This window comes from Streptomyces sp. Tek67B01, assembly GCF_055231995.1.
On record NZ_JBUYUY010000001.1, the window covers coordinates 753,711 to 780,174 of the forward strand.

Annotated in this window: 24 protein-coding genes; 10 read left to right on the top strand and 14 right to left on the bottom strand. The window is 72.7% G+C overall.

Features of this window, described 5'->3' with window-relative positions:
* Positions 1-80 precede the first annotated feature (80 nt).
* From ACV7NM_RS03725 to ACV7NM_RS03745, 5 genes are all read right to left on the bottom strand, one after another.
* Positions 81-314 (bottom strand): DUF6480 family protein, encoded by a 234-nt coding sequence (locus tag ACV7NM_RS03725; RefSeq protein WP_463408878.1) that lies wholly within the window; start codon positions 312-314, stop codon positions 81-83.
* A gap of 92 nt (positions 315-406) precedes the next feature.
* Positions 407-1,225 carry an SDR family oxidoreductase gene (locus ACV7NM_RS03730; protein WP_463408879.1) on the bottom strand — a complete coding sequence of 273 codons (819 nt, stop codon included), beginning with the start codon at positions 1,223-1,225 and terminating at the stop codon, positions 407-409.
* Positions 1,226-1,343: 118 nt separating this feature from the next.
* Positions 1,344-3,491 carry a xanthine dehydrogenase family protein molybdopterin-binding subunit gene (locus ACV7NM_RS03735; protein ID WP_463408880.1) on the bottom strand — a complete coding sequence of 716 codons (2,148 nt, stop codon included), beginning with the start codon at positions 3,489-3,491 and terminating at the stop codon, positions 1,344-1,346.
* Between the two features lie 30 nt (positions 3,492-3,521).
* Positions 3,522-4,532 carry an FAD binding domain-containing protein gene (locus ACV7NM_RS03740; protein WP_463408881.1) on the bottom strand — a complete coding sequence of 337 codons (1,011 nt, stop codon included), beginning with the start codon at positions 4,530-4,532 and terminating at the stop codon, positions 3,522-3,524.
* Positions 4,529-5,176: a 2Fe-2S iron-sulfur cluster-binding protein gene (locus tag ACV7NM_RS03745; RefSeq protein WP_463408882.1), complete on the bottom strand. Its 648-nt coding sequence runs from the start codon at positions 5,174-5,176 to the stop codon at positions 4,529-4,531. The genes ACV7NM_RS03740 and ACV7NM_RS03745 overlap by 4 nt, the downstream gene beginning before the upstream one ends.
* Positions 5,177-5,342: 166 nt before the next feature.
* Here ACV7NM_RS03745 and ACV7NM_RS03750 point away from each other — a divergent pair, with 166 nt between their 5' ends.
* The 9 genes from ACV7NM_RS03750 (at position 5,343) to ACV7NM_RS03790 (ending at position 14,067) form a co-directional block, all read left to right on the top strand.
* On the top strand, positions 5,343-6,329 hold the full coding sequence (locus ACV7NM_RS03750) for an LLM class F420-dependent oxidoreductase (RefSeq protein ID WP_463408883.1): 987 nt from the start codon (positions 5,343-5,345) through the stop codon (positions 6,327-6,329).
* A gap of 191 nt (positions 6,330-6,520) precedes the next feature.
* Positions 6,521-8,230: a PP2C family protein-serine/threonine phosphatase gene (locus tag ACV7NM_RS03755; RefSeq protein WP_463408884.1), complete on the top strand. Its 1,710-nt coding sequence runs from the start codon at positions 6,521-6,523 to the stop codon at positions 8,228-8,230.
* Positions 8,231-8,342: 112 nt separating this feature from the next.
* Complete coding sequence (locus tag ACV7NM_RS03760) at positions 8,343-9,809, top strand: aminotransferase class I/II-fold pyridoxal phosphate-dependent enzyme (RefSeq protein WP_463408885.1); 1,467 nt, start codon at positions 8,343-8,345, stop codon at positions 9,807-9,809.
* Positions 9,810-9,869: 60 nt separating this feature from the next.
* Positions 9,870-10,664, top strand: coding sequence for an SDR family NAD(P)-dependent oxidoreductase (locus tag ACV7NM_RS03765; RefSeq protein ID WP_463408886.1), 795 nt, complete (start codon positions 9,870-9,872; stop codon positions 10,662-10,664).
* Between the two features lie 200 nt (positions 10,665-10,864).
* Positions 10,865-11,617 carry a nucleotidyltransferase family protein gene (locus ACV7NM_RS03770; RefSeq protein ID WP_463408887.1) on the top strand — a complete coding sequence of 251 codons (753 nt, stop codon included), beginning with the start codon at positions 10,865-10,867 and terminating at the stop codon, positions 11,615-11,617.
* A 13-nt stretch (positions 11,618-11,630) separates the two neighbouring features.
* Positions 11,631-11,894: a hypothetical protein gene (locus ACV7NM_RS03775; protein WP_463408888.1), complete on the top strand. Its 264-nt coding sequence runs from the start codon at positions 11,631-11,633 to the stop codon at positions 11,892-11,894.
* Complete coding sequence (locus ACV7NM_RS03780; RefSeq protein ID WP_463408889.1) at positions 11,891-12,631, top strand: metallophosphoesterase family protein; 741 nt, start codon at positions 11,891-11,893, stop codon at positions 12,629-12,631. The genes ACV7NM_RS03775 and ACV7NM_RS03780 overlap by 4 nt, the downstream gene beginning before the upstream one ends.
* A gap of 225 nt (positions 12,632-12,856) precedes the next feature.
* The gene (locus ACV7NM_RS03785) at positions 12,857-13,156 is read left to right on the top strand and encodes a DUF6479 family protein (protein ID WP_463408890.1); all 300 of its coding nucleotides are present in this window, start codon (positions 12,857-12,859) and stop codon (positions 13,154-13,156) included.
* Between the two features lie 68 nt (positions 13,157-13,224).
* Complete coding sequence (locus ACV7NM_RS03790; RefSeq protein ID WP_463408891.1) at positions 13,225-14,067, top strand: alpha/beta fold hydrolase; 843 nt, start codon at positions 13,225-13,227, stop codon at positions 14,065-14,067.
* Here the strand turns inward: ACV7NM_RS03790 and ACV7NM_RS03795 are convergent.
* The 9 genes from ACV7NM_RS03795 to ACV7NM_RS03835 form a co-directional block, all read right to left on the bottom strand.
* The gene (locus ACV7NM_RS03795) at positions 14,012-14,746 is read right to left on the bottom strand and encodes an SOS response-associated peptidase (RefSeq protein ID WP_463408892.1); all 735 of its coding nucleotides are present in this window, start codon (positions 14,744-14,746) and stop codon (positions 14,012-14,014) included. The genes ACV7NM_RS03790 and ACV7NM_RS03795 overlap by 56 nt on opposite strands.
* A 133-nt stretch (positions 14,747-14,879) precedes the next feature.
* Positions 14,880-15,401 carry a SixA phosphatase family protein gene (locus tag ACV7NM_RS03800; RefSeq protein WP_463408893.1) on the bottom strand — a complete coding sequence of 174 codons (522 nt, stop codon included), beginning with the start codon at positions 15,399-15,401 and terminating at the stop codon, positions 14,880-14,882.
* Between the two features lie 218 nt (positions 15,402-15,619).
* Positions 15,620-16,516, bottom strand: coding sequence for a DUF72 domain-containing protein (locus tag ACV7NM_RS03805; RefSeq protein WP_463408894.1), 897 nt, complete (start codon positions 16,514-16,516; stop codon positions 15,620-15,622).
* Between the two features lie 223 nt (positions 16,517-16,739).
* On the bottom strand, positions 16,740-19,130 hold the full coding sequence (locus tag ACV7NM_RS03810; protein WP_463408895.1) for an ATP-binding cassette domain-containing protein: 2,391 nt from the start codon (positions 19,128-19,130) through the stop codon (positions 16,740-16,742).
* A gap of 375 nt (positions 19,131-19,505) precedes the next feature.
* The gene (locus ACV7NM_RS03815) at positions 19,506-19,694 is read right to left on the bottom strand and encodes a hypothetical protein (protein WP_463408896.1); all 189 of its coding nucleotides are present in this window, start codon (positions 19,692-19,694) and stop codon (positions 19,506-19,508) included.
* Between the two features lie 172 nt (positions 19,695-19,866).
* A complete protein-coding gene (locus tag ACV7NM_RS03820) occupies positions 19,867-20,946 on the bottom strand; it encodes a C40 family peptidase (protein ID WP_463408897.1) in 1,080 nt (359 codons plus the stop codon).
* Positions 20,947-20,992: 46 nt separating this feature from the next.
* Positions 20,993-21,475 carry a poly-gamma-glutamate biosynthesis protein PgsC/CapC gene (locus tag ACV7NM_RS03825; RefSeq protein ID WP_136213015.1) on the bottom strand — a complete coding sequence of 161 codons (483 nt, stop codon included), beginning with the start codon at positions 21,473-21,475 and terminating at the stop codon, positions 20,993-20,995.
* Positions 21,472-23,043, bottom strand: coding sequence for a poly-gamma-glutamate synthase PgsB (gene pgsB / locus ACV7NM_RS03830; RefSeq protein ID WP_463408898.1), 1,572 nt, complete (start codon positions 23,041-23,043; stop codon positions 21,472-21,474). The genes ACV7NM_RS03825 and pgsB overlap by 4 nt, the downstream gene beginning before the upstream one ends.
* Before the next feature lie 6 nt (positions 23,044-23,049).
* Positions 23,050-25,260: a HAMP domain-containing protein gene (locus ACV7NM_RS03835; protein WP_463408899.1), complete on the bottom strand. Its 2,211-nt coding sequence runs from the start codon at positions 25,258-25,260 to the stop codon at positions 23,050-23,052.
* Between the two features lie 264 nt (positions 25,261-25,524).
* Between ACV7NM_RS03835 and ACV7NM_RS03840 the strand changes: the two genes are divergently transcribed.
* Complete coding sequence (locus ACV7NM_RS03840) at positions 25,525-26,421, top strand: hypothetical protein (protein WP_463408900.1); 897 nt, start codon at positions 25,525-25,527, stop codon at positions 26,419-26,421.
* The last annotated feature ends 43 nt before the right edge of the window (positions 26,422-26,464 follow it).

Consider the following 26,464-nt stretch of genomic DNA (forward strand, 5'->3'; position numbering starts at 1 on the left):
AGGAACCGCCCTGATGATCAATGGATACGGCCTCGTAGAAATCTCCAATCGGCCAGGTCCCGGCCGTGGAGGCGGATCGCTCACCGGGACACGAGGATGATCGCGTAGGCGAGGAAGAAGGCCGCACAGAGGATGGCGACGACGCAGATGGCCACCAGGGGCCCGTTGCCCCAGCCGGGCTTCAGCGGTCGGTAGGGCCCGGCGCCGGAGCTGGTACTGGACTCCGCGGGCGGGGTCTCGCCGGGCGGCACTCCGCCGCCGGGTTCGAGTCCGGAGGTGTTCTTGGGGTCGGGGTCGGGGTTGTGTGCTCGCATGCCCGGCGTCTGCCCATCGGGGGCCGACGAAACCTGCCGCGCCCGCCGCGCCGGGAGCGGCGGCGCGGCGGGCGGCGCGGCGGGCAGCGGCGTCAGGGAGTACGCCAGCGGTCGTTCTCCAGGTGGGAGCCCGCCATGGGCCCCATGCGGAGCATGCCGCCGTCCACGGCCCACGAGGCTCCGGTGACGTAGCCGGCCTCCTCCCCGGCGAGGAAGGCGATGACCGCGGCGACCTCCCGGGCGTCCCCTGGCCGCCCCAGCGGCACGCCCGGCCGGCGTTCGCCGCGCACGTCCTGGTCCTCCTGGCCGGTCATCGGCGTGGCGATCTCCCCCGGCGCGACGGAGTTGACGGTGATCCCGTGCTCCGCGAGCTCCAGCGCCATCACCTGGGTGAGCAGGCCGAGACCGCCCTTCGCCGCGCAGTAGGGTCCGGCCCCGACGCGCGGCTGGTGCTCGTGCACCGAGGTGACGTTGACGATCCGACCTCCGTCGCCCTGGTCGATCATGCGGCGCGCCGCGCGCTGGGAACACAGGAAGGGTCCGACGAGATCCACGTCCAGGACGTGGCGGAGCCGGTCGAGGCCGATGTCGAGGAACGGTTCGGCGGTGCCGGTGCCGGCGTTGTTGACCAGAACGTCGACCCGGCCGAGTTCGTCGGCGAGCGCGTCGATCACGTCGGCCGCCCCCGGCAGTTCCGTCAGGTCGAGCCGGGCGACGGCCGCCTTGCGGCCATGGCCCCGCACCTCTTCCGCCGTGGCCCGCGCTCCCTCCTCGTCGGTGTGCCAGGTGATGCCGATGTCCAGCCCGGCGGCCGCGAGCCGAACGGCGGTCGCACGGCCGATCCCGGAATCGGCTCCGGTGACCACGGCGACCGTGGGCCGGTGCGCGGCGGCTCCGAGGGGAGTGGTCATGTCAATGCCCTTTCTCGTCCGGCCGTCGGGCCCCGTCGTCTCGCCTCGGCGGCGACGACGGGGCGCGGGAGATCCTGCGCACGACGCGGGAGCACGAGGTCCGTCGACTGCCCGGCCGTCATCCCGTGGGCCCCGCCCCGGCCGGGTCGCCGGCGAGGGCGGCCAGGACCCGGTCGGGGGTGAGGGGCAGCTCGCGCAGGCGCCGTCCGGTGGCATGGCTCACGGCGTTGCCGATGGCCGCCGCGGCGCCGACGATGCCGATCTCCCCGATGCCCTTGCTGCCCATCGGGTTGAGGTGCTTGTCGTGTTCGTCGATCCAGTGGGCCTCGACGGCCGGGACGTCGGCGTTGGCCGGCACGTGGTAGGCGGCCAGGTCCCGCTCCGCGAAGTCGCCGAACGCCGGGTCGATGTCGCCGTGTTCGGTCAGGGCCATGCCCAGCCCCATCACCATCCCCCCGATGAACTGGGAGCGTGCCGTACGGGGGTTGAGGACACGACCGGTGGCGAAGACGCCGAGCATCCGGCGTACGCGTACCTCTCCGGTGACCGTGTCCGCCTGGACCTCGGCGAAGTGCGCCCCGAACGCGTGGCGCGCGTACGGTGACTTCTGCTTCGCCGACTGGGTGGTGTCGGCGGACGCGGAGAGCCCCGCGGCGGGCAGCGACCCTTCGTGCCGGGCGAGCCGGTCGGTCAGGGCGGTGCACGCGTCGTGTACCGCCCAACCCCAGGAGGCCGTTCCGGTGGAGCCGCCGGCGACGGGGCCCGGAGGCAGCGCGCTGTTCGCGATGGACAGCGAGACGGCGTCGAGCGGGACGCGCAGCGCGTCGGCGGCGATCTGGGAGAGGACCGTACGGGCGCCGGTCCCGATGTCCGTGGCGTTGACCTCGACGAGGTAGCTCCCGTCGGGGCGGGCGTGGGCCCGGGCGCCCGCCGGGGCGATGTACACGGGGTAGGTGGCGGCGGCCACGCCGGTGCCGATGAGCAACGGCCCCTCCCGCAGGGGCGGCCGGCGGCCGGGCCAGCCGAAGCGGCGCGCACCCTCGCGCAGGCACTCCACGAGGTGGCGGCTGCTGAAGGGGCGGCCGCTGTCGGGCTCGGTGTCCGGGTCGTTGCGTACGCGCAGTTCGACGGGGTCCATGCCGAGGGCGTCGGCCAGCTCGTCCATGGCCGACTCCAGGGCGTACATGCCGGGTGTCTCGCCGGGGGCCCGCATCCAGGAGGGGGTGGGCACGTCGAGCGCGGTGACCCGGTGGGTGGTTCGGCTGTCCGGGGCCCCGTACATCACCCGGGCGGGTACGCCGGCCTGCTCGACGAACTCGCGCACCTGCGAGGTGTGCGTGGTGACCTCGTGGCTGAGGGAGGTGAGGGTGCCGTCGGGGCGGGCGCCGAGCCGGACGCGGTGCAGGGTCGGCGCGCGGTGGCCGACGACGGCGGCCATGTGCTGTCGGGGCAGGGCCAGGGTGACGGGACGTCCGCAGTGCCGGGTGGCCATGACGGCGAGGACGACGTGGGGGCGCGGTGTGCCCTTGGAGCCGAATCCGCCGCCCACGTGCTCGGCCAGGACGGTGATGCTGTCCTCCGGCAGCCGGAACAGCCCGGCGAGGACGGCGCGCACCACCGTGGTGCCCTGGCAGGAGTCGTACACGGTGAGCCGGCCTCGCCCGGCGTCCCAGTCCGCGGTGGCGGCGTGCGGCTCCATCGCGTGGTTGTGCAGGGGCGGCACGGAGTAGCGGGCGTCGACCCGTACGGGCGCGGCGGCGAACGCCGCGTCCGGGTCGCCCTGTTCCCGGTGGGCGGGGTAGCCGCCGTTGACTTCCTCGGGGGTGTACAGGCCGGGGTGGTCCTCGCCCAGGGTGACGTCGTGCGGCTCGGCCTCGTAGGTGACGCGCACCGCGTCGGCGGCGGCCCGGGCCCCCTCCAGGGTGTCGGCGATGGCCAGCGCCACGTACCACCCGTGGTGCGGTACCCGCAGGTCCTGGAGCAGTTGGAGGGTCGGGTCGTCGGAGGGTCCCAGGCGCGGTGCGTCGTACGGGGTCAGGACGCCCAGGACGCCCGGCAGGGCGAGGGCGGCGGCGGTGTCGACGGCGGTGATCCGGCCGCGGGCGATCGTCGCGGGCACCGGCCAGGCGTAGGCCCGTCGGGGCAGGTGCTGTTCGGCGGCGTAACGGGCGGCGCCGGTCACCTTCTCCCGGCCTTCGCGCCGCGGGACGGGGGCACCGAGCAAGGCCTGGGCGGCGGTGTCGAGGGTGGCGGAGGTGGGGCTCATCGTGGTCCTGTTCCTGGTCGGTGGCGCCGCTTACGGCGTGGCGGGGGAACCGGGGTGCGTACCGGCCAGCGCGGCGACGGCGTCGCAGGCGAGGTTGCGGGCGAGGGGGATCTTGTACGCGTTGTCGCGCAGCGGCTGTGCCCGGGCGAGTTCCGCGTCGACGGCCGCGCGGACGGTGTCGGGGTGCGGCTCGGCGCCGATCAGTCGCGCCTCGGCCGTGGTGGCCCGCCAGGGTCGGTGGGCCAGGCCGCCGAAGGCAAGGGCGATCCGGCGTACGCGGCCGTCGTCGAGGTCGAGGACGACGCCGATCGACACGAGGGCGAAGGCGTACGAGGCGCGGTCGCGGGCCTTGCGGTAGAGCGAGACGGCGCCGGGCGCCGGGGGTGGCAGGAGTACCCCGGTGATGATCTCGCCGGGGCGGATGACGGTGTCCTGCTCGGGGTGGTCACCGGGCAGCCGGTGGAACTCGCCGGCCGCGACGGTGCGGGTGGTGTCCGGTCCGCCGTACAGCTCGACTTCGGCGTCCAGCGCGGCCAGGGCCACGGCCATGTCCGAGGGCTGGGTGGCGATGCAGCGCTCGGAGTGTCCGAGCACCGCGTGGTCGCGGTGGATTCCGTCGCGGGCCCCGCAGCCGCTGCCGGGTTCGCGCTTGTTGCACGGCTTGGAGAGGTCCTGGAAGTAGGTGCAGCGGGTGCGCTGGAGCAGGTTGCCTCCGGTGGTGGCGACGTTGCGCAGTTGTCCGGAGGCGCCGGCGAGCAGCGCCTGGCTGAGGAGCGGGTAGCGGGTGCGCACGCGTGGGTCGGCGGCCATGTCGCTGCCCCGCACCGTGGCCCCGACGCGCAGGCCGCCGTCGGGGAGTTCGGTGATCTCCTCCAGGGGCAGCCGGGAGATGTCGATGAGGGCGGTGGGGGTCTCGACGCCCAGTTTCATCAGGTCCACGAGGTTGGTGCCGCCGGCGAGGTAGCGGGAACCGGGGTGGGCGGCGTAGGCGTCGGCGGCCTCTTGGAGGCTGGTGGCGCGTACGTAGGCGAAGGGCTTCATGCGATCACGTCCGCGCCGGCCTTGGTGGCCGTGGCGTCCGCGCCGGCCTCGGCGACGGCCCGGACGATCCCGGGGTAGGCACCACAGCGGCACAGGTTCCCGCTGAGCCGTTCCCTGATCTCCTCGGCGGTCAGCGTCGCGGGCCCGGCCTGCGCGGCGGTGGCGGTGACGTGTGAGGGGTGTCCGGCGGCGGCTTCGCGGAGCACGCCCACGGCGGAGCACAGCTGACCGGGGGTGCAGTAGCCGCACTGGAAGGCGTCGTGTTCGATGAAGGCGTGCTGGAGCGGGTGGAGGGCACCGTCGGGGGCGGCGAGGCCTTCCACGGTGGTGATCTCGCAGCCGTCGAGGGCGACGGCCAGCAGCAGACAGCTGTTGGCGCGCCGGCCGTCCACCAGGACGGTACAGGCGCCGCATTGCCCGTGGTCGCATCCCTTCTTGGCGCCGGTCAGGTCCAAGTGCTCGCGCAGTGCGTCGAGGAGCGTGACGCGATGGTCCAGGTCCAGGTCGTGGTGGACGCCGTTGACGCGCAGGGTCACGCGGGAGCGGGAGGCACCGGCGACCGCGTCGTCCGGCGTGCGCGACCCCGGTCCGGGGTCACCGCCGTGCGCCGGCCGGGGTGCGGGCGGGTCGGTTGCGTGGGCCACGACGAACTCCCTTGTCGTCCGTTTGGGGAGGGAACATCCGTCCCGTTGCCCAGCCTGGCGCCTCTCACGCCCGCGCGCTCTCCACGCCCCGCCCCCTCTCCTCCGGGCTCCCCCATACGGCCGACGGTCAGGTTTCGTACGGGGCCGGACCGGTAAGACGCGGCCCATGGTGCGAATCGGGTACACGATGATGACCGAGCAGGCAGGCCCCCGGGAACTGGTCGAGCACGTGGTCGGCGCGGAGCGGGCGGGTTTCGACTTCTCCGTCACCTCCGACCACTACTTCCCCTGGCTGGAGGAGCAGGGGCACTCCCCGTACGCGTGGAGCGTCCTCGGTGCGGCGGCGCAGGCCACTTCGCGGATTCCGCTGATGACGTACGTGACGTGTCCGACCATGCGCTACCACCCCGCGGTCGTCGCCCAGAAAGCCGCGACCATGCAGTTGCTGTCCGGTGGGCGGTTCCGGCTGGGCCTCGGTTCGGGCGAGAACCTCAACGAGCACGTGGTCGGCCCCGGCTGGCCCGCGGCGCACGTCCGGTTGGAGATGCTGGAGGAGGCCGTCGAGATCATCCGGGGCCTCTTCGAGGGCCGGTCGGTCAACCATCACGGGCAGTACTTCGACGTGGAGAACGCCCGACTGTGGGACCTGCCGGCCGACCCGCCGCCCATCGGCATCGCGGTCTCGGGCAGCAAGTCCTGCGACCTCGCGGGGCGGCTCGCCGACCTCGTGATCGCCATCGAGCCCGAGCGGGACCTGCTGGACGCCTTCGACCGCGCCGGGGGCGCCGGGAAGCCGCGTGTCGGTCAGCTGCCCGTGTGCTACGACCCCGACCGTGACGCGGCCGTCAAGCGGGCCCACGAGCAGTTCCGCTGGTCGGCGGGCGGCTGGAAGGTCAACGCGGAGCTGCCCGGGCCCGCCGCCTTCGACCAGGCCGCCCAGCACGTCCGGCCCGAGGACATCGCGCGGTCCGTGCCCTGCGGTGACGACGTGGACGACTTCGTGGACGCCGTACGTCCCTTCGTGGAGGCCGGCTTCACCGAGGTGGCGCTCGTCCAGGTGGGCGGCCGACACCAGGAACCGTTCCTCGAATGGGCTCAGTCGACCCTGCTCCCCGCGCTGCGGGACCTGCGGGCCGACAACTCCTCCGGGTGAGCCGACACGGGACCGACGTCCCGGAACTCGGGGCCGGACGGCCCCATTGTGCCCGGGAGAGGGGTGGACGGCGGACAGGGCGGGCAGGCGCTCGCCCACGAGCCTGACCCCGATCGAAGGAGGCGCGTCGTGCGCAGCTCCCCCACCCGCCGCCGTCGTCCCGCGGTCCCCCGGCCCGGCGGTGTGACCGGATGACCCCCGTCGTCCCGCAGGACCCCGCCTCCCTCAAGCTGCTCATCGCGCGGGAGGTGGCGGCGCTGCGCGCCGCCGCCCGCCGGGACGCCGGGGTGCGAGGGGACGACGCCCCGCGGCCCGAGGGGCCCCCGACCGGCTGCCCGTGCGGCGGGGGCGAGGGGGCCTCGCACTCCTGCTCCCCCGACGACGACGGGCAGGGCGAACACGATCCCTGGGGGTGCGTCTGCGCGGCCCTGCCCGCCATCCCGGTATCGGCGGCCCTGCTGGCCCCCGTACGGGACGAGGACGGCCGGGTCGTGGACTTCACCGTCCGCGCGGGCAACCACGTCCGGTCCGCCCAGTGGCTCGACGCCCCCTACACCCAGGTCGGCCGGAGGCTTTTGGAGGTACAGCCGGGCGCTGCCGCGGGCGGTCTGGTCGACTCCCTCAGCGAGGTGCTGGAGACGGGGCGGGCCGTCCACTCCTACGCCGTGGACTACACCGAACAGCAGCGTGACGGGCTGCACCGCACCAAGCTGCTGTACGACGCCGCTTCCTGCGGGGACAGGGTCCTGACGACCTGGCGTCCGGCCCTGAACCGGACGGAGGCGATGTCGCTCGACGCCCAGTACATCGCCTCCATGGGGTGGGGCACCTGGGACCTGCTGTCGGGCACCGTCACCTGGTCCGAGGGGCTGGCGTCGATCTTCCGGACGGACCCGGCCAGGCCGCTGTCCCTCATCGACCTGTGCGACGCGGTGCTTCCGGAGGACATCCCCCGCTTCGCGAACGTGATGACGGCCCTGCTCGACGGTGAGGAGCCGCCCGGCGCGGACGTCCGGTTCACGGTGCTCGGCGAGGTCCGCACCCTGCGGCTGGTCGGACACCCGGTCATCGCCACGGACGGACTCCCGTGGCTGTTGCGGCTCATCGCCCGCGACCTCACGGCGCAGGTGCGCAGCCGGCAACGGCTGGCGGCGACCAGGCGCCAGACGGAACGGCTGCGCGAGGAGGCGGCGGCCGAGCACCGGGTGGCGTCGGCGCTCCGGGAAGCCCTGCTGCCCACGCACTCCGCCGAACTGGAGGCGCTGGGCATCTCGGTCGCGGCCACGTACCTGCCGGCGGAGGCGGTCGGCGGCGACTGGTACAAGTGCCGCCTGCTGCCGGACGGCCGCATCCTGCTGGCGATCGGGGACGCGTGCGGCCACGGGCTGGACGCGGTGGCCCGCATGGCGCAGCAGCGGCACGCCCTCGCGGGCCTGGCGCACTCCCCCGGCACCCATGCCGGGCAGCTGACCACCTGGCTCAACGAGCTGATCTGCTCCGACCCGGCCGCCGAGACCGCCACCGCGATCATCGGCCACATCGACGCCGAGCGGAACCTGCGGTGGGCGAGCGCCGGGCATCCCGCTCCCCTGCTTCTGCGCGGGCACACGGCCACGACGCTCGACACGGAGCACCGCGGGCCGCTGTTCGGCCTGCTGCCGGGGCACGAGTACGCGACGGCGACCGTCCGGCTGCTCCCCGGGGACCTGCTGCTGCTGTACACCGACGGCATGGTGGAGCGGCGCGGCGAGGACATCACGTCCGGGATCGAGACCCTGCGCAAGGTGCTGGAGACGTGCGCGGGTTCGGGGGTGCGGGAGACGCTCGATCGGGTGATGTCCGCCGATCCGGCCGAGGAGCACGAGGACGACGCCTGCCTGCTCGCGATCCGCCTGGACTGACCGGCCGCGCCCCGACCGGGCGGCCGGCGCCGGAGGCGGGGCGCCCTTCACCCTTGCGGGCGGTCCGGGCCGAGGGTCGTTTCGTGCCGGTGCGGCCGGGCAGGCGCGAGCCATGGACCAGTCAGAAGCCCCCGTACTCGACGCACTCGCGGCCTACCACGCCAGTGGCCAGACGCCCTTCACGCCACCCGGACACAAACAGGCGCGCGGCGCCGACCCACGGGTCCGCGCGGTGCTGGGGGACGCGGTGTTCCACTCCGACGTCCTCGCGACCAGCGGGCTCGACGACCGCACGTCCTCGCAGGGGGTGCTGGAGCGCGCCCAAGAGCTCATGGCGGACGCCGTCGGGGCCGACCACGCCTTCTTCTCCACCTGCGGCAGCTCGCTGTCGCTCAAGTCGGCCATGCTGTCGGTGGCCGGACCGCACGAGGAACTGCTGGTGGGCCGGGACGCCCACAAGGCCGTGGTCTCGGGGCTCATCCTCTCCGGCATCCGACCGGTGTGGGTGGAGCCCAACTGGGACGCGGAGCGCCACATCGCGCATCCGCCGTCGGCGCAGGCGTTCGCCGACGCCTTCGCCGCGCACCCGGACGTCAAGGGCGCCCTGGTCACCAGTCCGACGCCGTACGGGACGTCCACCGACCTCGCGGCGATCGCGAGGGTCTGCCACGAGCACGGGAAACCGCTGATCGTGGACGAGGCGTGGGGTGCGCACCTGCCGTTCCACCCCGACCTGCCGACCTGGGCGATGGACGCCGGCGCCGACGTGTGCGTCACCTCCGTGCACAAGATGGGCTCGGGGCTGGAACAGGGATCAGTGTTCCACCTCCAGGGTGATCTCGTACGGCCGGAGGTGCTCAAGAGCCGCGAGGACCTGTTGGGCACCACGAGCCCCTCGGTCCTGATCTACGCCGCCCTCGACGGTTGGCGCCGCCAGATGGTCGAGCACGGCCGGGCCCTCTACGACGACGCGCTGTCGCTCGCGGAGTCGGTCCGCAAGCGGATCGCGGAGATCGACGGGATGCACGTCCACGGCCCCGAGGACTTCTGCGGTCCGGGTCTGGCGCACGACCTCGACCCGCTCCAGATCATCATCGACATCACCGCGCTCGGTACCACGGGCTACCGGGCCGCCGACTGGCTGCGCGAGCACCACCGGATCAACCTGCACCTGTCGGACCACCGGCGCATCAGCGCCCAGCTGACGCACGCGGACGGACCGGACACCACCGACCGGCTGCTGGAGGCACTGCGGGACCTGGTCGCGCACGCCGACGACCTGCGTCCGGCGCGCCGGGTGGAGGTGCCGGACCCCGAAGGACTGCGGCTGGAGTCCGTCGCGCTGCCGCGCGACGCCTTCTTCGGCCCGGCCGAGCAGGTTCCGCTGGACCGGGCGGTGGGCCGTGTCTCGGCCGAGATGCTGACCCCGTACCCGCCCGGCATCCCCGTGGTGGTGCCCGGCGACCGGCTGACGGAAGAGGTGCTGCGCTACCTGCGCACGGGCGTCGAGGCGGGGATGGTGGTACCGGACGCCGCCGACGGCGAGGTCAAGAGCGTCCGGGTGACGGCCGAGGATTGAGGGACACCGCCCCCGAGAGTCCTGGGCGTATCCGTACCGGCGCCGGGTAGCCGCAGCCACATGGAGAACAATCGCCCTCTGGCCGTTGTCACCGGCGCCTCCAGCGGCATCGGCCTGGAACTCGCCCGCGTATGCGCCGGACACGGATACGACCTGCTCGTGACCGCCGAGGACGGCGGCCTCGCCCTCGCGGCGGAGGAATTGCGCGAGCAGGGCACCGAGGTCACCGCCGTGCGCGCCGACCTCGCCCTGGACGACGGGGTGGAGGCCCTGTGCCGGGAGATCTCCGGCTTGGGCCGCCCGGTGAGCGCCCTCGCCCTCAACGCGGGCGTCGGACACGGCGGAGCCTTCCTGGACACCGACCTCTCGGCCGACGCCCGCGTCATCGACCTGAACGTCACCTCCACCGTCCACCTGGCCAAACGGCTACTGCCCGACATGGTCGCCCGCGGCCACGGCCGGGTGCTGATCACCTCGTCGATCGCCTCCACGATGCCCGGGCCCTATCAGGCGGTGTACAACGCGTCGAAGTCCTTCCTCCAGTCATTCGCCCAGGCTCTGAGCGACGAACTGAAGGGGACCGGCGTCACGGTCACCTCCCTGATGCCCGGCGCCACCGCCACGGACTTCTTCCGCCGGGCCCACATGCTCGACACCCGCGTCGGGCGCGCGAAGAAGGACGACCCGGCCCTGGTCGCGGAGCAGGGCTACGAGGCCATGACGGCCGGCCGGCGCAAGATCGTCGCGGGTTCGGTGAAGACCAAGCTCCAGGGCTCGATCGCCAACCGTGTCCTGCCCGACCGGTTCAAGGCCCTCATGCACCACCGGATGGCGGAGCCCGGCGGTGGTCGCTGAACCGCCCCGGAGCGTACGAGGCCTCCGAGGGGGTAAGCGTCCTTCACGAAGCGCTCAAGGCACCCGAGGAGGTGGCCGTCGAGCCCGCGCGCCGTGGCCCCCGGTGGAATATCGTGCGCGATGAGGACTGACTGCCGGCCTCCGCGGTCCCGGACGCCCCCGCGGCCGCTCAGGAACGAGCCAGTGGACGAGTGATTGCAGTGAGCCACTCTGCGAAGAACCGTTCTGCCCGACACGGCGACGTGGACGTCGTCCGGCCCGACGACCCGCGTGGTCCCGCCCGGACCGACGGGTCGTTGCCGCACGACCACACGCAGGCCATCTTGGAGACCACAAAACGGGTCGCGGCGCTGCTGAAGGCGTCGGGACAACGGTTCGCGCTGGCCGGCAGCGTGGCCGCGTTCGCCCACGGCCTGCCACCGCGCTTCCAGCACGACACCGACTTCTGCGTCATGCGCGAGGACGCGGAAACCGTGATCAAGGCGCTGGAGGAGGGCGGGATCTCCATGCGCCAGGCACCCGAGGACTGGCTGGTCAAAGGCCGCTCGGGCGGGGAGGAGATCGACCTGATCTTCGAACTCGCCCGCCGCCCGGTGAGCAAGGAGCTCCTCGATCGCGCGGTGGTGCTGCCCGTGGACTCCGTGTGGATGCCGGTGCTGTCCCCCACCGACCTCATGGACAGCCGGCTCGCGGCTCTGTGCGAGCACTACTGCGACTTCGGCGACCTGCTGCCGATGGCCCGGATGCTGCGCGAACAGATCGATTGGGACCGGATGTACCGGGACCACCAGGACGCGCCCTTGGCGGACGCGTTTTTCTACCTGCTCGAACGGCTGCGGGTCATACCGCCGCGACGAGCCCGTGGGACGACTCAGGGGATGCGAGGAGCCGAAACGGACGACACCGACGTCTTCAACGGCATCAGGGCCATGAGCGGAGCGAGGGCGCAGTGAGGGGACAACACGCATGAACGGTATGGACACCGCCGAGCCGATCGAGTACCGCATCCAGCACCTGCGGGACCGGCTGGCCCGCGAGGACATCGCCGAGCTGGGCGTACGGATCGAGATGCACGGCGCCACCGCCCACATCTCGGGCAGTGTCACCAGCACCGACTGCCGGGCGGAGGTCCTGCGCATCGCCGGGGAGGAACTGGCGGGTGTGGCCTGGCACCAGGACCTGACGGTGAGCTGCGCCGCACCGCCCGACCACTCCGAAGAGCTGTCATGATCCGCGTCGCGGCCGTCGGGGACATCCACCTCGGTCCGGGCAGCGAGGGAACGCTGCGGCCGGCCTTCGAGACGCTCGGCAACCATGCCGACCTGCTGCTGCTCGCCGGGGACCTCACTCGGCACGGCACCGCCGAGGAGGCCCGCGTCGTCGCCCACGAAGTGGCCGGGCTGCCCGTCCCGGTCGCCGCGGTGCTGGGCAACCACGACTACCAGAGCGATCAGGAAGCCGCCGTCACCGAAGAACTCGCCCGGGTGGGGGTGCACGTCCTCGAAGGCGACAGCGTGGTGCTCGACATCGCCGGAACGAAGGTCGGCGTCGCCGGCACCAAGGGCTTCTGCGGCGGCTTCGCCGGGCGCTGCGCCAGTGAGTTCGGCGAACCCGAGATGAAGTCCTTCGTCCAGTACACCCGCCGCAGCGCCGACAGCCTCCGGCAGTCGCTCGATGCGCTCCGCGGCGCCGAATGCGTCCTGCGGATCGCGCTGACGCACTTCTCCCCGGTCGAGGACACCCTGGCGGGCGAACCGAGGGAGATCTACCCCTTCCTCGGCAGCTACCTGCTGGCGGAGGCCGTCGACGAGGCGGGCGCCGACCTCGCGGTCCACGGTCACGCGCACGCCGGCAGGGAGCACGGGATGACCGCGGGCGGCGTCCGGGTGCGCAACGTCGCCATGCCGGTCATCGACCGGGCCTTCGCCGTCTACCACCTCTCACCGAACGGGCACTCCCGGCACTGAGCGCGCCGCCCGAGCGTGCGGCTGCCCGACGAGGTCGCCGGGGACGCCGGGGACGCCGGGGACGCCGACGCGTACGGCCGTTCCCAGCCGTCACACCCATCGCGTCTCCCGCGTCTCCCTGCCGTTTCACCCCCCGCGTGGCGGGCAGCCGCGCCGTGGGAGAAGAGGACGTCCGCCCGGGCCGAACACGCCCCGCGGCGGCGCCCGACGAAAGGAAACGGCTCCATGATGAACTCGGCCACCGCGCTCGCGATGAGCGCTTCGGGAACCGCCTTCGCCTTGGCGGTCGGCGTGATCGTCGTCGTCCTGCTGATCGGTGCGGTGTGGTGGGGCATGAAACGGCGCGCCGCCGAGCCCAAGCCGCCCACCCCCGCCCAGCAGCCCCGACGGCCGGCGGACGCCGGGCGACCCGAGGAACGCCGCGAGGTCGAAGCGCAGACGTTCCCCTCCGACGGCAGCCGGCGTACGGCGCACGACCTCAAGGGCTACGGCAACTTCGGCTCCCCCGAGGACGAGCGCTCCTGATCCGGGAGCCTGATCCGGGAGCCTGACACGAGAACCCGCCGTGCGAACCTGACGCGCCGGGACCGGCGATGAGCCGGACCGGCCGCCGCGAGGGCCGCTTGCGACATCGCGGGGCCGAGCTGGTCTACGACGACCTCGGCGAAGGCCCGCTCGCCGTGTACGCGCACGGCGGATTCGTCAGCCAGGCCGTCGAGGACCGGATGGGGCTGTTCGACTGGGCTCCGCTCACCCGTGCGGGGCGGCGCCTCGTGCGCTACGACGCCCGGGGGCACGGGCGGTCCACCGGCGGCCCCGTGGACACCGACTACACCTACGAGAGCCTCGCGGAGGACCTGCTCGCCCTGCTCGACCACCTGGGCGAACCGGGCCCGGCCGACGCCCTGGGCTCCTCGATGGGCTGCGCAACCGTACTGCACGCCGCGGTCCGCGAGCCGGGACGGTTCTCGGCGCTGGTGCTGCTGATCCCGCCCACCGCGTGGACGACGCGGGCGGCGTACGCGCGGGCCAACCGGTCGGCCGCCGAGACCATCGAACACCGGGGGGTGGGCGCGTGGCTCGCCGGGAGGGCCCCGGGGCCGCGACCGCGGCTGGTGGCCGACGTCCCGGAGTTCGTGCCCACACCCCGGGCGGAGGTCCTTCCCGCGGTCCTGCGGGGACTCGCCCTCTCGGACCTGCCCGAGCCGGCCTCGCTCGCCGCGCTGCGCCTGCCGGTTCTGATCCTCGCTTGGGAGGGTGATACCGGGCATCCGTTGTCGACCGCACGGACCTTGGCCCGATCGCTGCCCGAGGCGGAGCTGCGCGTCTCCCGCACCCGGGCCGAGGTGGCCGCGTGGGGGGAGCGCGCGGCCGTCTTCCTCACCGCGCGGGGGCGTCCTCCAGCAGCTGGGGACCGTTGTTGCGGACGCTGTTGACCTCGGTGGACACCGCCCGGACCGCGAGCCGGCCGTCGGCCGGGGTGTGCAGCAGGGCCCGGAGGGCGTTGACGTCCTGGTGGGCGGGGTCCAGCCAGGCCTCGTAGTCCGCGGCGTCCAGGGCCAAGGGCATACGGGGGTGGATGCGGCCGGCCGCGTCGGCGGCCTCGGTGGTGATGACGGTCGCCGTCGCGAGCCAGGCCGCCGGGTCGTCGTCATCGGCGACGCCGCGGTCCCGCCAGAACTCGTACAGTCCGGCCATGGCCATCACGGAGGCGTCCTCGGGACGGATGAAGTAAGGCTGTTTGTAGGTCTTCCCGTCGTTCCCGGCCGGCTCGGTCCGCCACTCGTAGAAACCGTCCGCCGGCAGTAGGCACCGCCGTTTGGCGAGTGCCCGGCGGAAGGCCGGTTTCTCGTGGACCGTCTCGACCCGCGCGTTGATCATCCGGGCTCCGACGCCCGGGTCCTTGGCCCAGGAGGGCACCAGGCCCCAGCGCACGGCGCGCAGCCTGCGCTCCACCACGCGGGTGGCACGTTCCTTTCGTTCGACGACGGCCCAGACCGGGTCGGTGGGGGCGACGTTCCAGCTCGGGGCGAGCGTCTCGCGGGGGTCCCAGCGGGCCTCGAAGAGGTCCGCCAGATCGGCGGGGGCGCGGGTGGATGCGTAACGACCACACATGCACCCCACTGTGCCACCGGCGGCGCGGTCGCGGGCGCCTGCCGCGCAGGCGGGACGGGGCCGGTCAGTCGTGGCCGGGCGCCCAGAAGGCGGCCAGGCGCGCCGCACCGGGCGCGACGCCGTCCCAGCCCGGTCAGTCGTGGCCGGGCGCCCAGAAGGCGGCCAGGCGCGCCGCACCCGGCGCGACGCCGTCCCAGCCCCCGTCCACGGTCAGCACGGCGACGGCGGAGGTGGGGAAGGCGGTCCGCAGGCGCTGTACGAGCTTCTTCGGGCCTCCGCCGCACAGGCTCTTGGCCACCTCGTGCACGGCCGGATTGTGGCCCACCAGCACCAGGCCGGTCACCTCGGCCGCGGCCTCCGTCACGGCGGAGAGCAGATCGTGCGCCTCGGCCTCGTAGAGACGGGCCTGGTAGAGGGTGGGGGGCGGTTCGCTCAGCCGGGGCAGCATCAGCTGCCAGGTCTGGCGGGCCCGCCGGGCCGAGGAACACAGGGCCAGGTCCACCGCGAAGTTGGACCGCTTCAGCCAGTCGCCCGCCAGGGGTGCCTCGTGGGTGCCCCGGTCGGAGAGCGCGCGCTCGAAGTCGTCGGTGACGTGCTTGGGCACCGCCTTGGCATGCCGGACCAGCACGATCCGGCGTGCACCCTGTTCCGGCACGGTCCGATCCTCTCGCCTGCGCCGACCCCGGGGCCGGCCGCGTCGTCACCGGGGCGTGAGCCGGCTCGCGGGCGCGGTGGTTCGGAGAGGGGTGCGCGCCCGTGGCCGGGCCCGGCGGCCGGGAGGCCGCTCGCGCTTCCGGCCGCCGTCTCCAGCATAGGTCGCACCGCCCCACCTCGCGGGGCCGGGCGTGGCGGCGGGGCGACGCCGCCCACCGGTCACGTCGGCGAGACGCTCCGACGGTGGGTGCCGTGCGCCGCCGCTTCGTGCGGGTCCAGCAGGCCGCACAGGGTCTCGGCGGCGCGTACGGCGGCGTCGCCGCAGCAGTTGTTGAACAGGACGTGCAGTTGGTCGACCCGGTCCGCCAGCGAGCGCAGGCGCGGCAGCCACGCGCGCAACTCCTCCCGGGTGTACGTGTGGCGGAAGCGGTCCTCCTTGCTGCCGGTCCCCCACGCGGCGCTGCGGCCGTGGAAGCGGACCACGCCGAGCTTCGGGGACGTGACCGGTGTGACGGGGGGCATGGAGCCGGGCAGCCCCTGGGCCGTGTCCACGGCCACCGCGGTGGCGTCCAAGTCCCGCAACAGGGCGGTGGTGCGCTCCCGCCGATCGTCCCGCCACCAGTCGGGATGGCGGAACTCCACGGCCATCGGCCACCCCGGCGCCCGCTTCCGGGTGCGGTGGAGCACGGTCTCCGCCCGCGCGCCGGGGGCGAACCAGGGCGGGAACTGGAACAGTACGGCGCCCAGTCGACCGGCCTCCCCCAGCGGCCGCAGGGCCGCGCCGAAACGGTGCCAGACCTCGTCGAGGAGTTCCGGGTCGCCGGCTTCGTGGCCGCGGAGGTCGGCGGGCAGGGCGGCCTTGCGGGTCGGATGGCCGGTGAGGAGGGAGAACGCCTTGACGTCGAAGCGGAAGTCCGGTGGGGTGCGTTCGGCCCAGAGCGTGCTGTTGCGCACGCTGGGGAGGGCGTAGTAGCCGGCGTCGACCTCCACGACGGGGAACCGTTCGGCGTAGTGCCGCAACCGCCCCTCCGGGTCGCGCCGCCCGGGTGGGTACCACCCGCTGCCCACAAGGGCCTTGTCCGTCCAAGAGCACGTCCCGATCAACATCTCGCCCATCTCGGCCGTCCTTTCCTCACGGCCCGTCTACCCCGGAACGCCGTCGGCCCCCCGGCTTTCCCGGACCCGCTCGCGGGGCCGACGGTGGGCGGCGTCGGCCCCGTTGCCAGGGTGCCGGGCCACGCGGACCGTGACCGACGGCAGTTCGCCGGCGGCGCCGCGAAACAACCCACGGATGGTGGGGCTTGACTGCGGGTCCGGGCGCCGGGCTCGCGCGGGGCGATCAGGCGCCCACGTACGCCGCGAGGTGTTCGCCGGTGAGGGTGGAGCGGGCGGTGACGAGGTCGGCGGGTGTGCCCTCGAAGACGATCCGGCCGCCTTCGTGACCGGCGCCGGGACCGAGGTCGATGATCCAGTCGGCGTGCGCCATGACCGCTTGGTGGTGCTCGATGACGATGACCGACTTGCCGGAGTCCACGAGGCGGTCGAGCAGGCCGAGCAATTGCTCGACGTCGGCGAGGTGCAGTCCGGCGGTCGGCTCGTCGAGGACGTAGACGCCGCCCTTCTCCGCCATGTGCGTGGCCAGCTTGAGCCGCTGCCGCTCGCCGCCGGAGAGGGTGGTGAGCGGCTGGCCGATGTTCAGGTATCCGAGCCCGACGTCGGCGAGCCGTTCGAGGACGCGGTGCGCTGCGGGGGTGCGCGCCTCGCCGTCGCCGAAGAACGCCTCGGCCTCGGTCACCGACATCGCGAGGACCTCGCTGATGTCGCGTCCGCCCAGGTGGTACTCCAGTACCGACGCCTGGAACCGCCTGCCCTCGCACTCCTCGCACGTCGTGGCGACGCCCGCCATCATGGCCAGGTCGGTGTAGACGACCCCGGCGCCGTTGCAAGTGGGGCAGGCACCCTCGGAGTTGGAGCTGAAGAGGGCCGGTTTCACCCCGTTGGCCTTCGCGAACGCCTTGCGGATCGGGTCGAGCAGGCCGGTGTAGGTGGCCGGGTTGCTCCGCCGTGAGCCGCGGATCGGACTCTGGTCGACCGACACCACACCCGTGTCGGCCGAGCCCCGCCCCTTGACCAGCGATCCGTGCACGAGGGAGCTCTTGCCGGAGCCGGCGACGCCGGTGACGACGGCCAACACCCCGAGCGGGATGTCGACGTCGACCCCCCGCAGGTTGTGCGTCTTCGCGCCGCGGATCTCCAGCGTGCCGGTGGGCGTCCGCGGCTTCTCCTTGAGGGCGGCCCGGTCGTCGAAGTGGCGGCCGGTGACGGTGCCGCCGGTGCGCAGCTGCTCGACGGTGCCCTCGAAGCAGACGGTGCCGCCGGCCGTTCCGGCGCCCGGACCGAGGTCGACGACGTGGTCGGCGATCGCGATAGTCTCCGGCTTGTGCTCCACCACGAGCACCGTGTTGCCCTTGTCCCGCAGCCGCAGCAGCAGGTCGTTCATCCGCTGGATGTCGTGGGGGTGCAGGCCGGTGGTGGGCTCGTCGAACACGTAGGTCACGTCGGTGAGCGAGGAGCCGAGGTGGCGGATCATCTTGACGCGCTGTGCCTCGCCGCCCGACAGCGTGCCCGACGGCCGGTCGAGCGAGAGGTAGCCGAGGCCGATCTCCCCGAAGGAGTCGAGGGTCTGACGCAGCGCGGCGAGCAGCGGCGCCACCGAGGGCTCGTCAAGGCCGCGGACCCAGTCGGCGAGGTCGCTGATCTGCATCGCGCAGGCGTCGGCGATGCTGATCCCCTTGATCTTCGAGGAACGGGCGCCCTCGCTGAGGCGGGTGCCGTCGCACTCGGGGCAGGTGGTGAAGGTGACGGCCCGGTCCACGAACTCCCGGATGTGCGGCTGCATCGCCTCCTTGTCCTTGGAGAGCATCGACTTCTGGACCCGCGGGATCAGTCCCTCGTAGGTCATGTTGATGCCCGCGATCTTCATGCGGGTCGGCTCGTGGTGGAGGAAGTCGTGCACTTCCCTCTTGGTGTACTCGCGGATCGCCTTGTCCGGGTCGAGGAAGCCCGACTCCTTGTAGAGCCGCATGTTCCAGCCGTCCGTGCCGTAGCCGGGGATGGTGACCGCGCCGTCGGCGAGCGACTTGGAGTCGTCGTAGAGCTGGGTGAGGTCGAGGTCGGAGACCGTGCCGCGGCCTTCGCAGCGCGGGCACATGCCGCCGGTGCGGCTGAAGGTCGCCTTCACCGCCTTCTTGGCTCCGCGCTCGACGGTGATCGCACCGCTCGCCCTGACGGAGGGCACGTTGAAGGCGTACGCGCCGGGCGGGCCGATGTGCGGCAGTCCGAGGCGGCTGAAGAGGATGCGCAGCATCGCGTTGGCGTCGGTGGCGGTGCCGACGGTGGAACGGGGGTCGCCGCCCATCCGCTGCTGGTCGACCGTGATCACTGTCGTCAGCCCGTCGAGCACGTCGACTTCGGGGCGTGCCAGGGTCGGCATGAAGCCCTGGACGAACGCGCTGTACGTCTCGTTGATCAACCGCTGCGACTCGGCGGCGATGGTGGCGAACACCAGGGAGCTCTTGCCCGAGCCGGAGACGCCGGTGAACACCGTCAGCCGGCGCTTGGGGATCTCGATGCTGACGTCCTTGAGGTTGTTCTCGCGCGCGCCGTGCACGCGGATCACATCGTGGCTGTCGGCAACGTGCGGCGCGGGCCGGCCCGTCTTCGTGGTCATGCTTCTCGTTTCCCCATCCTCACGACCGGTGTCCATGCGGGTCACGCTACGGGCGGCCGAGGGGTTCCGCTTCTCCATTCCTGACCGGTTCCGACCGGTCGACCGGACGGTGGCCCTCGGTCGGCGGAAAGCGAAAGGCCCCGACCTCCATAAGGAGGCCGGGGCCTTGATCGAGCGCTGGGCAGGCCTTGCACCTGCATCCCCCCACGGGAAGTGGGGTGTCTTTCCTTGGACCACCAACGCGTGTTCCCCGAGCCGTGTTTCGCGGCCCTGAGCTCAAGGTCGACTATAGCGCAAAGATCGCGGCGCTCGCGCCGACCGGCCCCGACTCGCCGAGGACCGCACTCGCCGCCTGTCGGGCCGGGGTCGGGTCGTTCAGGCCTCCCGGGACGGTCCCCGCTTCGCCCGGGCGATCGTCGCGCTGAGCGCGAGCAGGACGGCGGCCCACGCGGCGGCCTTCCACGGGGCGGTCTCGCCCTCCAGCTCGGGGGAGACCCGGTGCGCGGGGTCGTAGGCGACCCGGAGCTGCGCGCCGACCGCCGCCACGGCCCGGTCCTCCTTCAACTCGGCCGGGTAACCTCCCGGGCAGCCCAGCACGAAGCGGTACACCGTCCGCTCGGGCGGAGCGCCGGCACCGGCAGAACGGCCGTCACCACCCGCCGCACTCGACGTTCCTCCGGCACGACCGTCACCCCCGCACGGGAGGACGCTCGGAAACCCGCCCCGGTTGCCCGGATCAGAGGCGCTTGGCGCTGCGCAGGGTGGCGGCGTAGTAGCCGTTGCCGTCCAGGCGCGACGCGCCGCCCTTGTCACCGATGGTGGGGCCGTTGGCCTCCTCGCGGCTCGATATGAAGATCTTGTGGCCGTCCGTGTCGTTGCCCAGGTACATGCCGGCGTGGTCCAGCCGCTCGCCGGTGCGCGCGTCGAGTTTGAAGAACACGAGGTCGCCCGGCTGGAGGACGTCGATGGAGGCGGGCCGGTCCTTCGCGGCGACGCCCTTGAGCGGAAGGACGTCCACGCCGATCTTCGAGCGGGCCATGCCGTTGGCGGTACGGGGCAGCCCGGTGCCGGCCGCGTCGGTGGCCATGAGCGGGAAGCGGCTGCGGTAGCCGAAGACGGTGCGCACGAATCCGGAGCAGTCCATGGCCCGGAACTTGTTCTTCTCGGGCTGCTCCGTCGTGCCGTTGCGGAAGGTGTACGGGATGCCGAGGTAGTCGTAGAAGTCCGACTGCTCCAGGCGCAGGTCGTTGCCCTCGGAGCCGCTCGGGTTGATCGGCCCGAAGGCCGCGTCGCCCGCGTACTGGACGCCGGCCGCGTCCTTCTTCACCGGGGCCTTGTCGCCGTACTGGAAGGCGATCGCGAAGATGTCGTCCTCCTCGCTGGCGTAGTACTTCTTGAACCAGTCCTGGAACCACTGTTCGCGTTCCGCGCCGACCCGCCAGGGCTCGGGCAGGAGGCGGACCCAGGTGTCGGTGACGACACGGGTCTGCGTGGTGGCCGGCTCGGTGAAGGTGCGGCTCTTGCCGGTGAGCGTCGCGGTCCGGGCCCCGTCCGTGAACGTCGCGAGGACCGCGCCGTCCCCGCTGCGCAGCACCGAGCGCTGCGGGTTCTGCAGCCGCTCCCACTTCTGGGTGCCGTCCTGGCCGCCCTTGGCACCGCCCTTCGCCGCCTGGTCGGTCACGCGCACGGCGACGGGGGCCTGGTCCTGCTCCTCCTTGCGCAACTCGTAGGTGAAGTAGGCGCTGGCGGCCAGCAGGCTCGTCACCACGAGGGCGTGCAGGACGGGACGGGCGCGACGGGCGGGTTTGACGGTCATCGTTGCTCCGGGCGGTACGGCAGGCGGTGGTCGGGCGCGGCGTCGGTCAGGCGTGCGGCAGGAAGCCCAGCAGGATGCCCGAGGTCAGGACGACGTACGTCATGAGGGTCGCGGACCCGGTGGCGAGGAGCGTGGCGCCCTTGGGCTGGCGGACCAGCTGGTAGGCGATCAGTCCCGGGACGATGAAGCCGAGGGTCTGGTTGGCGTACAACAGGGGGAACTTCATCTGCAGCACGATGACCACCGTGGCCTGCAAGAGCACGCCGATGAGGACGACGGCGGCGAACAGCCGCTTGCCGTAGAGGATCACGAACTTCTGCGTGACGAGCGTCAGCACGTACGTCAGGACGGTGATGCCCACGACGAGTGCCGCCCGCTGCAGGTCCTCGATGAGGGTGAGGGCGAGCCATCCCGGGGTGATCATGCCGCCGGGCGAGAGGTTCGTGGTCAGGTAGCACAGCAGGGAGAAGAGCAGACCCAGTGCGATGCCGATCGCGGCGATCTCGGGGGTGAGGACTGCGGGGATCAACGGGGCTCTCCTGGATAGTGCTGTTGCGGGTCGTGCCACTGCGGGTCGTGCCACTGCGGTTGGTGCGACTGCGGGTGCCCGGGCCACGACTGTTCGAGCGGCGGGTGCTGCCCGGGCCGGGGGTACGGCGGCTGGGGGTACTCGGCCTGCGGGTGCTCCGCCTGCGGGTACGGCTGGTGGTGGCCCGGCTGCCGGTACTGCGGCCGTTGGTTCTGCGCCGCTTCCCCGTAGGGCTGCTGCTGTACGTACTGTCTCGGCACGAGCGGCTGCGCGTAGCGCGCCTCCTGAGCCGCGGTGAGGTCCTCGTACGGGTCCAGGTGCGGGGCGTACTGGGGCTGGGGCTGTTGCGCTCGGTCCTGCCGGGCCGGCTCGGGCGCGGGTTCGTCCTCGAAACCGGGGAGTTCCGCGAGGTGCTCCAGGAGGATCTCCCCCTGACCGTGGATGTTGCCGATGGCGACCAGCGAGGAGTGCTCGCCCAGATGGCCGAGCAGCTCGTGCATGAACTCCTCGCCGTCGCGCTGGTCGCCCCCGAGGTCGACGGCGCGCGAACGCCACTCGGCGGGGATGGCGTCGATGGCGCTCTTGGCGGGGTGCCCGATCACGAAGACCTTCTCGGGCATCAGGTCGGGCACGATCTGGCCCATCTGACCGTTGCGCTCGACCCGGTCCGGCCGGCAGTTGATCACCACGTTCAGCGGGCGGTCGACGGCCCCGAGGTCGAGGAGCTGGTTGATGTTCATCAGTGTGGACTCGGGGTCGTTCGCGGCGAAGACGTTGGCGAAGCGCACCCGCTTGCCGCCGGGCGCGACGTACCGCTCCACGGACAGCACGCCCGGGTCCGGTGGGGCGTCGTACATCCCCTGGAGGGCGGTCTCCCGGTCGACGCCGAGCAGCTCGGCGACGGTGAGCGCGATCGCGACGTTCTCCTTGAAGGTGAACCAGCTGAACCCGCGCAGCTCCTCGTCGCTGACCGTGTCGGGGTCGGCGTAGACGAGCTTGCAGTCGCGCGCGTCCGCCTCCTCCTGGAGCACGTGGAAGCGTTCCTTCTCCGCGGTGACGCAGATCCCGCCGTGCGGCATCGACCGCGACAGGGAGCGCCCGATGTCGTCGAGCGTGGGGCCCATCTCGGCGACGTGGTCCTCGCGGACGTTGCACAGCACGCCGATGGTCGACTGGATCAGCTTGGACTGGTTGATCTCCTGGAGTGCCGGCATGACCGCCATGCATTCCATGACCAGCGCGTCCGGCCGGTAGGCGGCGGCGCGCCGGACGATGCCGATCTGTTCGACGACGTTGGCGATGCCGAACTTGCGGTAGACGGGCTCCTCGGTCGCGTCCGGGTGGATGAAGCGGGCCGCCGTGCCGGTGGTCTTGGCGACGGTGCGCAGGCCGCCGCCGCGCAGTGCCCCGGCGCAGAGCCGGGTGATGGAACTCTTGCCGCGGATGCCGTTGACGAGGACCCGGTGGGGTATCCGGTCGAGGTTGGCGTAGTGCCGGCGCTGCTCGACGATGCCCGCGCCCAACATGACCAGGCAGCTGAGGAGCAGCACGCAGTAGAGGAAGAGCACGGCGGATCAGTTCCTTCCGGCCGGGGCGGCGCCGGTCCGGCCGGTGCCGCCGGCGTCCCGCTTGCGCTGCTCCTGCAGCTGCTGACGGATGACTTCGAGGCTGCGGGTGACGGCCCCGACCTCGTCGTGGTGGGTCGGGTAGAGGACGGTGCGGCGGTCGCCGTCGGCGAGGGCCTCCGCCCGCTCGGCGAGGGAGCGCAGCGGTCGCACCACGATGATGTGCAGCCACCCCAGGCAGGCCGCCGCGCCGGTGAGGCCGAGCAGCCCGGCCAGTACGGTGCGGTTCTGCGCGGTGTACGCGGCGATCTCCAGGCCCTTGGCGGGTTGCAGGCTGACGACCGTCCAGCCCAGCGGCTGGGCCACTCCCCCGCCGTTCAGGGGCGCGGCGGCGGCGATGGAGGTCCCGCCGTCGCGGATGACGCCGCCGCGGGCGCCGGGGCCCTTGCCCGTCTTCTGGTTCGCGCTCGTCACCAGCGCGTCGAGCCGGCCGTTGGGCAGCCGTGCGAACGCGAGGTAGCCGCTGTTGCCGCCGACCACGCGGTGCTTGGCGTCGACCACGCGGACCTCGCCCAGGCCCGGCCGCCTGAGCAGTGCGTTGATGAAGTCGACGCGCAGCTCTCCGACCACCGCCGCGCCGCCCAGGGCGGGTGCCTCGGCGTACTCGGTGATCACCGGCTCGTGGCCGCTGTCGATCACGGTCACCGGTTCGTGGGAGGGGCCCTTGCCGCCGAGGTGGTGCGGCGTGCCGCCGGCCCGGGCCATGACGGTGCCGTCGGGCTTCAGCACGTAGAGCGACGCGTACCGCGCGTGTTCGGCGCGGGTGCGTTCCAGTACCTCGGTCATCTCGGCGGGGGTGGTCTTGGCGCTGAGGACGGAGGCCACGGAAGAGAGGTCGGCGTGGCCTTCGTTGAGGGCGCGGCGGACCCGGTCGGCGAGGGTGTCGGTGCGCTCGCGCTGGTCATCGACGATCGTCTGGGGCACCTTGACGGAGGTTCCCGCGCGGTTGAGCGTCAACAGGAGCGGTGCGGACCAGGCCAGCAGGAGGACGGCGCACACCGCGATCAGGGCGCGCGTTCCGATCCGGCCGCGGCGGCCCGGGCGCGGGCCGTCGGCGGGTGCGCCCGGCTCGCCCAGCGACTGGCGGCGCAGCCGGTCGAGGGCGGCGCCGATGCGGGCCGCCTCTCCGTACTTCGGGAGGGTGACCGGCCGGTGCAGGTCACCGCGGCCTATCCGGCGGCTTTCGAGGAACAGCTGGAGCAGCGGGCGCTGCACGGTGACGACGAGAAGGGCCACGGCGAGCGCACCGAGGACCAGCAGGGCGCCGGCGGCGGCGAGCCAGAAGAAGGAGTCGCCGACGGCGGTGCCCTGTTCGGTGACGCCGACGAACGAGACGACGGTGAGTCCGAGGGTCGTGGCATCGGTTCCCTCGCCGGGTGTCGATCCGGCGAGCTTGGCGTAGCCGGCCACGGAGCGGTGACCGGACGCGGCGTCTCCGAGCAGACTGCCGCTGACGCCGGGGAAGCCGCCGGAGCCCGGCTCCTTGGACTGGAGCGGGTGCTGCTTCGCCTTCTGCGCCGTCGTCTTCGCGAACGCGTCGAGCTGCTTGCGTTCCCGTCCCGAGTCGCCGACGCCGCTGCTGTCCAGGACCTGTCCGGAGGCGTCGAGGACGGCGATCGCGCGGCCGTTGCCCAGGCTGACGCCCGGCACCTTCAGGCTGCTGGAGGCGACCAGGAGCTGTTGCGGGCGGCCCTGCCAGGAGAGCAGGGCCAGGGTCAGGAGGCGGGTCTCGCCGTTTTCGAGCCGCACCATGCGGGGGGCGAGACCGTTCGGGGCGTTGAGGGTGGTCAGGTCGAGGGCGGTCAGGGGGAGGTTCTCGCCGCGCTGCGCTTCGAGCCTTCCCGACTTGATCTCGATCACTGCCGCGCCGCGCCACTTCTGGTACACGTTGCCGAGCTTGTCGAGCACCGAGTCCGGTGAGACCGGCTCGCCCGCGCTGAACAGCGACGCGGTCCGGCCGATGTCGGTGACGCTCTCGTCGAGCGAGGCGCGCAGGGCGATGGCGCCGTCCTCCGCGAAGTGCTGCTGGGAAGTGAGGACGGCGGGCGTTACTGTGCCCTTGCCCACGTGGCCGAGTTGGAACGCGGTGAGGGCGGCGAGGGTTAGCAACAAGGCGGACAGGGCTGCGATGGGCGGGCGGATGCCACCCAGCAGGGACATGTCCGCCCTACGGCGGGTCCGGCGCCGCCGCCTCGATCGCGACGCGGCCAACAGGGGCTCCTCTTCGTTCTGTCCTGGAGCCGGTGTGGCCGAGGGATTGCGACGATCGTGGTCACGGGGCGGTCCGGAGAAGCTCGGGTTGTCGTGCCGCCGGGTAAACGGAGTGCGCCACTCCGCTATTTTTATATGACTATGAGCGCACCGGCGACCAGGCGAATAACAATTGCACTACTGTGCACAGTGTTTGCTCTGCTATGTACCGGTTTGACGCTTTTCATGGTGTGGCCGGACGCGACACCGTCCCCTCGGCAGGCCGCAGCGGCGCCACAGCCCTCCCCCGACAGCGACCTCGTGCGCCGGATCGCCCTCTTCACCGCGGGCTTCGGCGAGCACGGGGGCTACCGCGTCCCCACGACCGAGGAACGATCGACGCTCACCCGGGGCGTCGCCCTCCTGCTCGACGGTGACCCGCAGGCCGCGCGGGCACGGCTCGAGACCGTCGGCTACGCCCTGCACACCGTGACGGACGGCGTCAGCGGCCGACGGTACGCGGAGGTCGCGGACGCGGCGGGGGAATCGGGCCGCGGCAGCCGCGGCTGGGGCCGGGTGTACGTGGACCTCGACCACCCCCCGCGCTGGTCGGTACAGGTCCCCCACCCCATCGCCGACGCCCGCACCGAACTCCTCGGCGCCCGCGTGCTGCGCGGGGCTCCCGGCGGGGTGATGGTGATCGCCGGGGCCCACCGCAACGCGGCCAAGGACGGGTCGGCCGACATGGCCCACCGCACGGACTCCGTCTTCCACGGCGTGATCGACGAGCTGATGCGCCGCGACCTCCCGGGCATCCAGTTGCACGGCTTCGCCAACGAGTCCTTCCCCGGCCGCGACGCGGTGGTCTCCACGGGCGCCGGCGACGAGGCCGTGGCGGACGCCGCCCGGTTGACCGCGGCCCTGCGGGGCGACGGCCGCCAGGTCTGCACCGCGTACTCCGAGCGGTGCCGGCTCTCGGGGACGGAGAACGAACAGGGTCAGGCCGCGGCCGGGGAGAACGTACGGTTCCTGCACCTGGAGCTGAACAGGTCGGTCCGGGGGGACGACGGGGGACTCGACCGGACGGCGGCGGCGATCGCGACCCTCACGAACAGCTGGGCCGCGGGCTGACGGCGCCGACCGGGGTCCGCCCGCACGGCGTCGCCGGCGCCGC

Excerpts from the sequence above, each read along its gene's own strand:
- ACV7NM_RS03725 (WP_463408878.1), bottom strand. The coding sequence starts at position 314 with ATGCGAGCACACAACCCCGACCCCGACCCCAAGAACACCTCCGGACTC.
- ACV7NM_RS03760 (WP_463408885.1), top strand. The coding sequence starts at position 8,343 with ATGGACCAGTCAGAAGCCCCCGTACTCGACGCACTCGCGGCCTACCAC.
- ACV7NM_RS03805 (WP_463408894.1), bottom strand. The coding sequence starts at position 16,516 with ATGGGCGAGATGTTGATCGGGACGTGCTCTTGGACGGACAAGGCCCTT.
- ACV7NM_RS03755 (WP_463408884.1), top strand. The coding sequence starts at position 6,521 with ATGACCCCCGTCGTCCCGCAGGACCCCGCCTCCCTCAAGCTGCTCATC.
- ACV7NM_RS03735 (WP_463408880.1), bottom strand. The coding sequence starts at position 3,491 with ATGAGCCCCACCTCCGCCACCCTCGACACCGCCGCCCAGGCCTTGCTC.
- ACV7NM_RS03775 (WP_463408888.1), top strand. The coding sequence starts at position 11,631 with ATGAACGGTATGGACACCGCCGAGCCGATCGAGTACCGCATCCAGCAC.
- ACV7NM_RS03740 (WP_463408881.1), bottom strand. The coding sequence starts at position 4,532 with ATGAAGCCCTTCGCCTACGTACGCGCCACCAGCCTCCAAGAGGCCGCC.
- ACV7NM_RS03785 (WP_463408890.1), top strand. The coding sequence starts at position 12,857 with ATGATGAACTCGGCCACCGCGCTCGCGATGAGCGCTTCGGGAACCGCC.
- ACV7NM_RS03795 (WP_463408892.1), bottom strand. The coding sequence starts at position 14,746 with ATGTGTGGTCGTTACGCATCCACCCGCGCCCCCGCCGATCTGGCGGAC.
- ACV7NM_RS03810 (WP_463408895.1), bottom strand. The coding sequence starts at position 19,130 with ATGACCACGAAGACGGGCCGGCCCGCGCCGCACGTTGCCGACAGCCAC.
- ACV7NM_RS03765 (WP_463408886.1), top strand. The coding sequence starts at position 9,870 with ATGGAGAACAATCGCCCTCTGGCCGTTGTCACCGGCGCCTCCAGCGGC.
- ACV7NM_RS03820 (WP_463408897.1), bottom strand. The coding sequence starts at position 20,946 with ATGACCGTCAAACCCGCCCGTCGCGCCCGTCCCGTCCTGCACGCCCTC.
- ACV7NM_RS03790 (WP_463408891.1), top strand. The coding sequence starts at position 13,225 with ATGAGCCGGACCGGCCGCCGCGAGGGCCGCTTGCGACATCGCGGGGCC.
- ACV7NM_RS03780 (WP_463408889.1), top strand. The coding sequence starts at position 11,891 with ATGATCCGCGTCGCGGCCGTCGGGGACATCCACCTCGGTCCGGGCAGC.
- ACV7NM_RS03835 (WP_463408899.1), bottom strand. The coding sequence starts at position 25,260 with ATGTCCCTGCTGGGTGGCATCCGCCCGCCCATCGCAGCCCTGTCCGCC.
- ACV7NM_RS03730 (WP_463408879.1), bottom strand. The coding sequence starts at position 1,225 with ATGACCACTCCCCTCGGAGCCGCCGCGCACCGGCCCACGGTCGCCGTG.
- ACV7NM_RS03750 (WP_463408883.1), top strand. The coding sequence starts at position 5,343 with ATGGTGCGAATCGGGTACACGATGATGACCGAGCAGGCAGGCCCCCGG.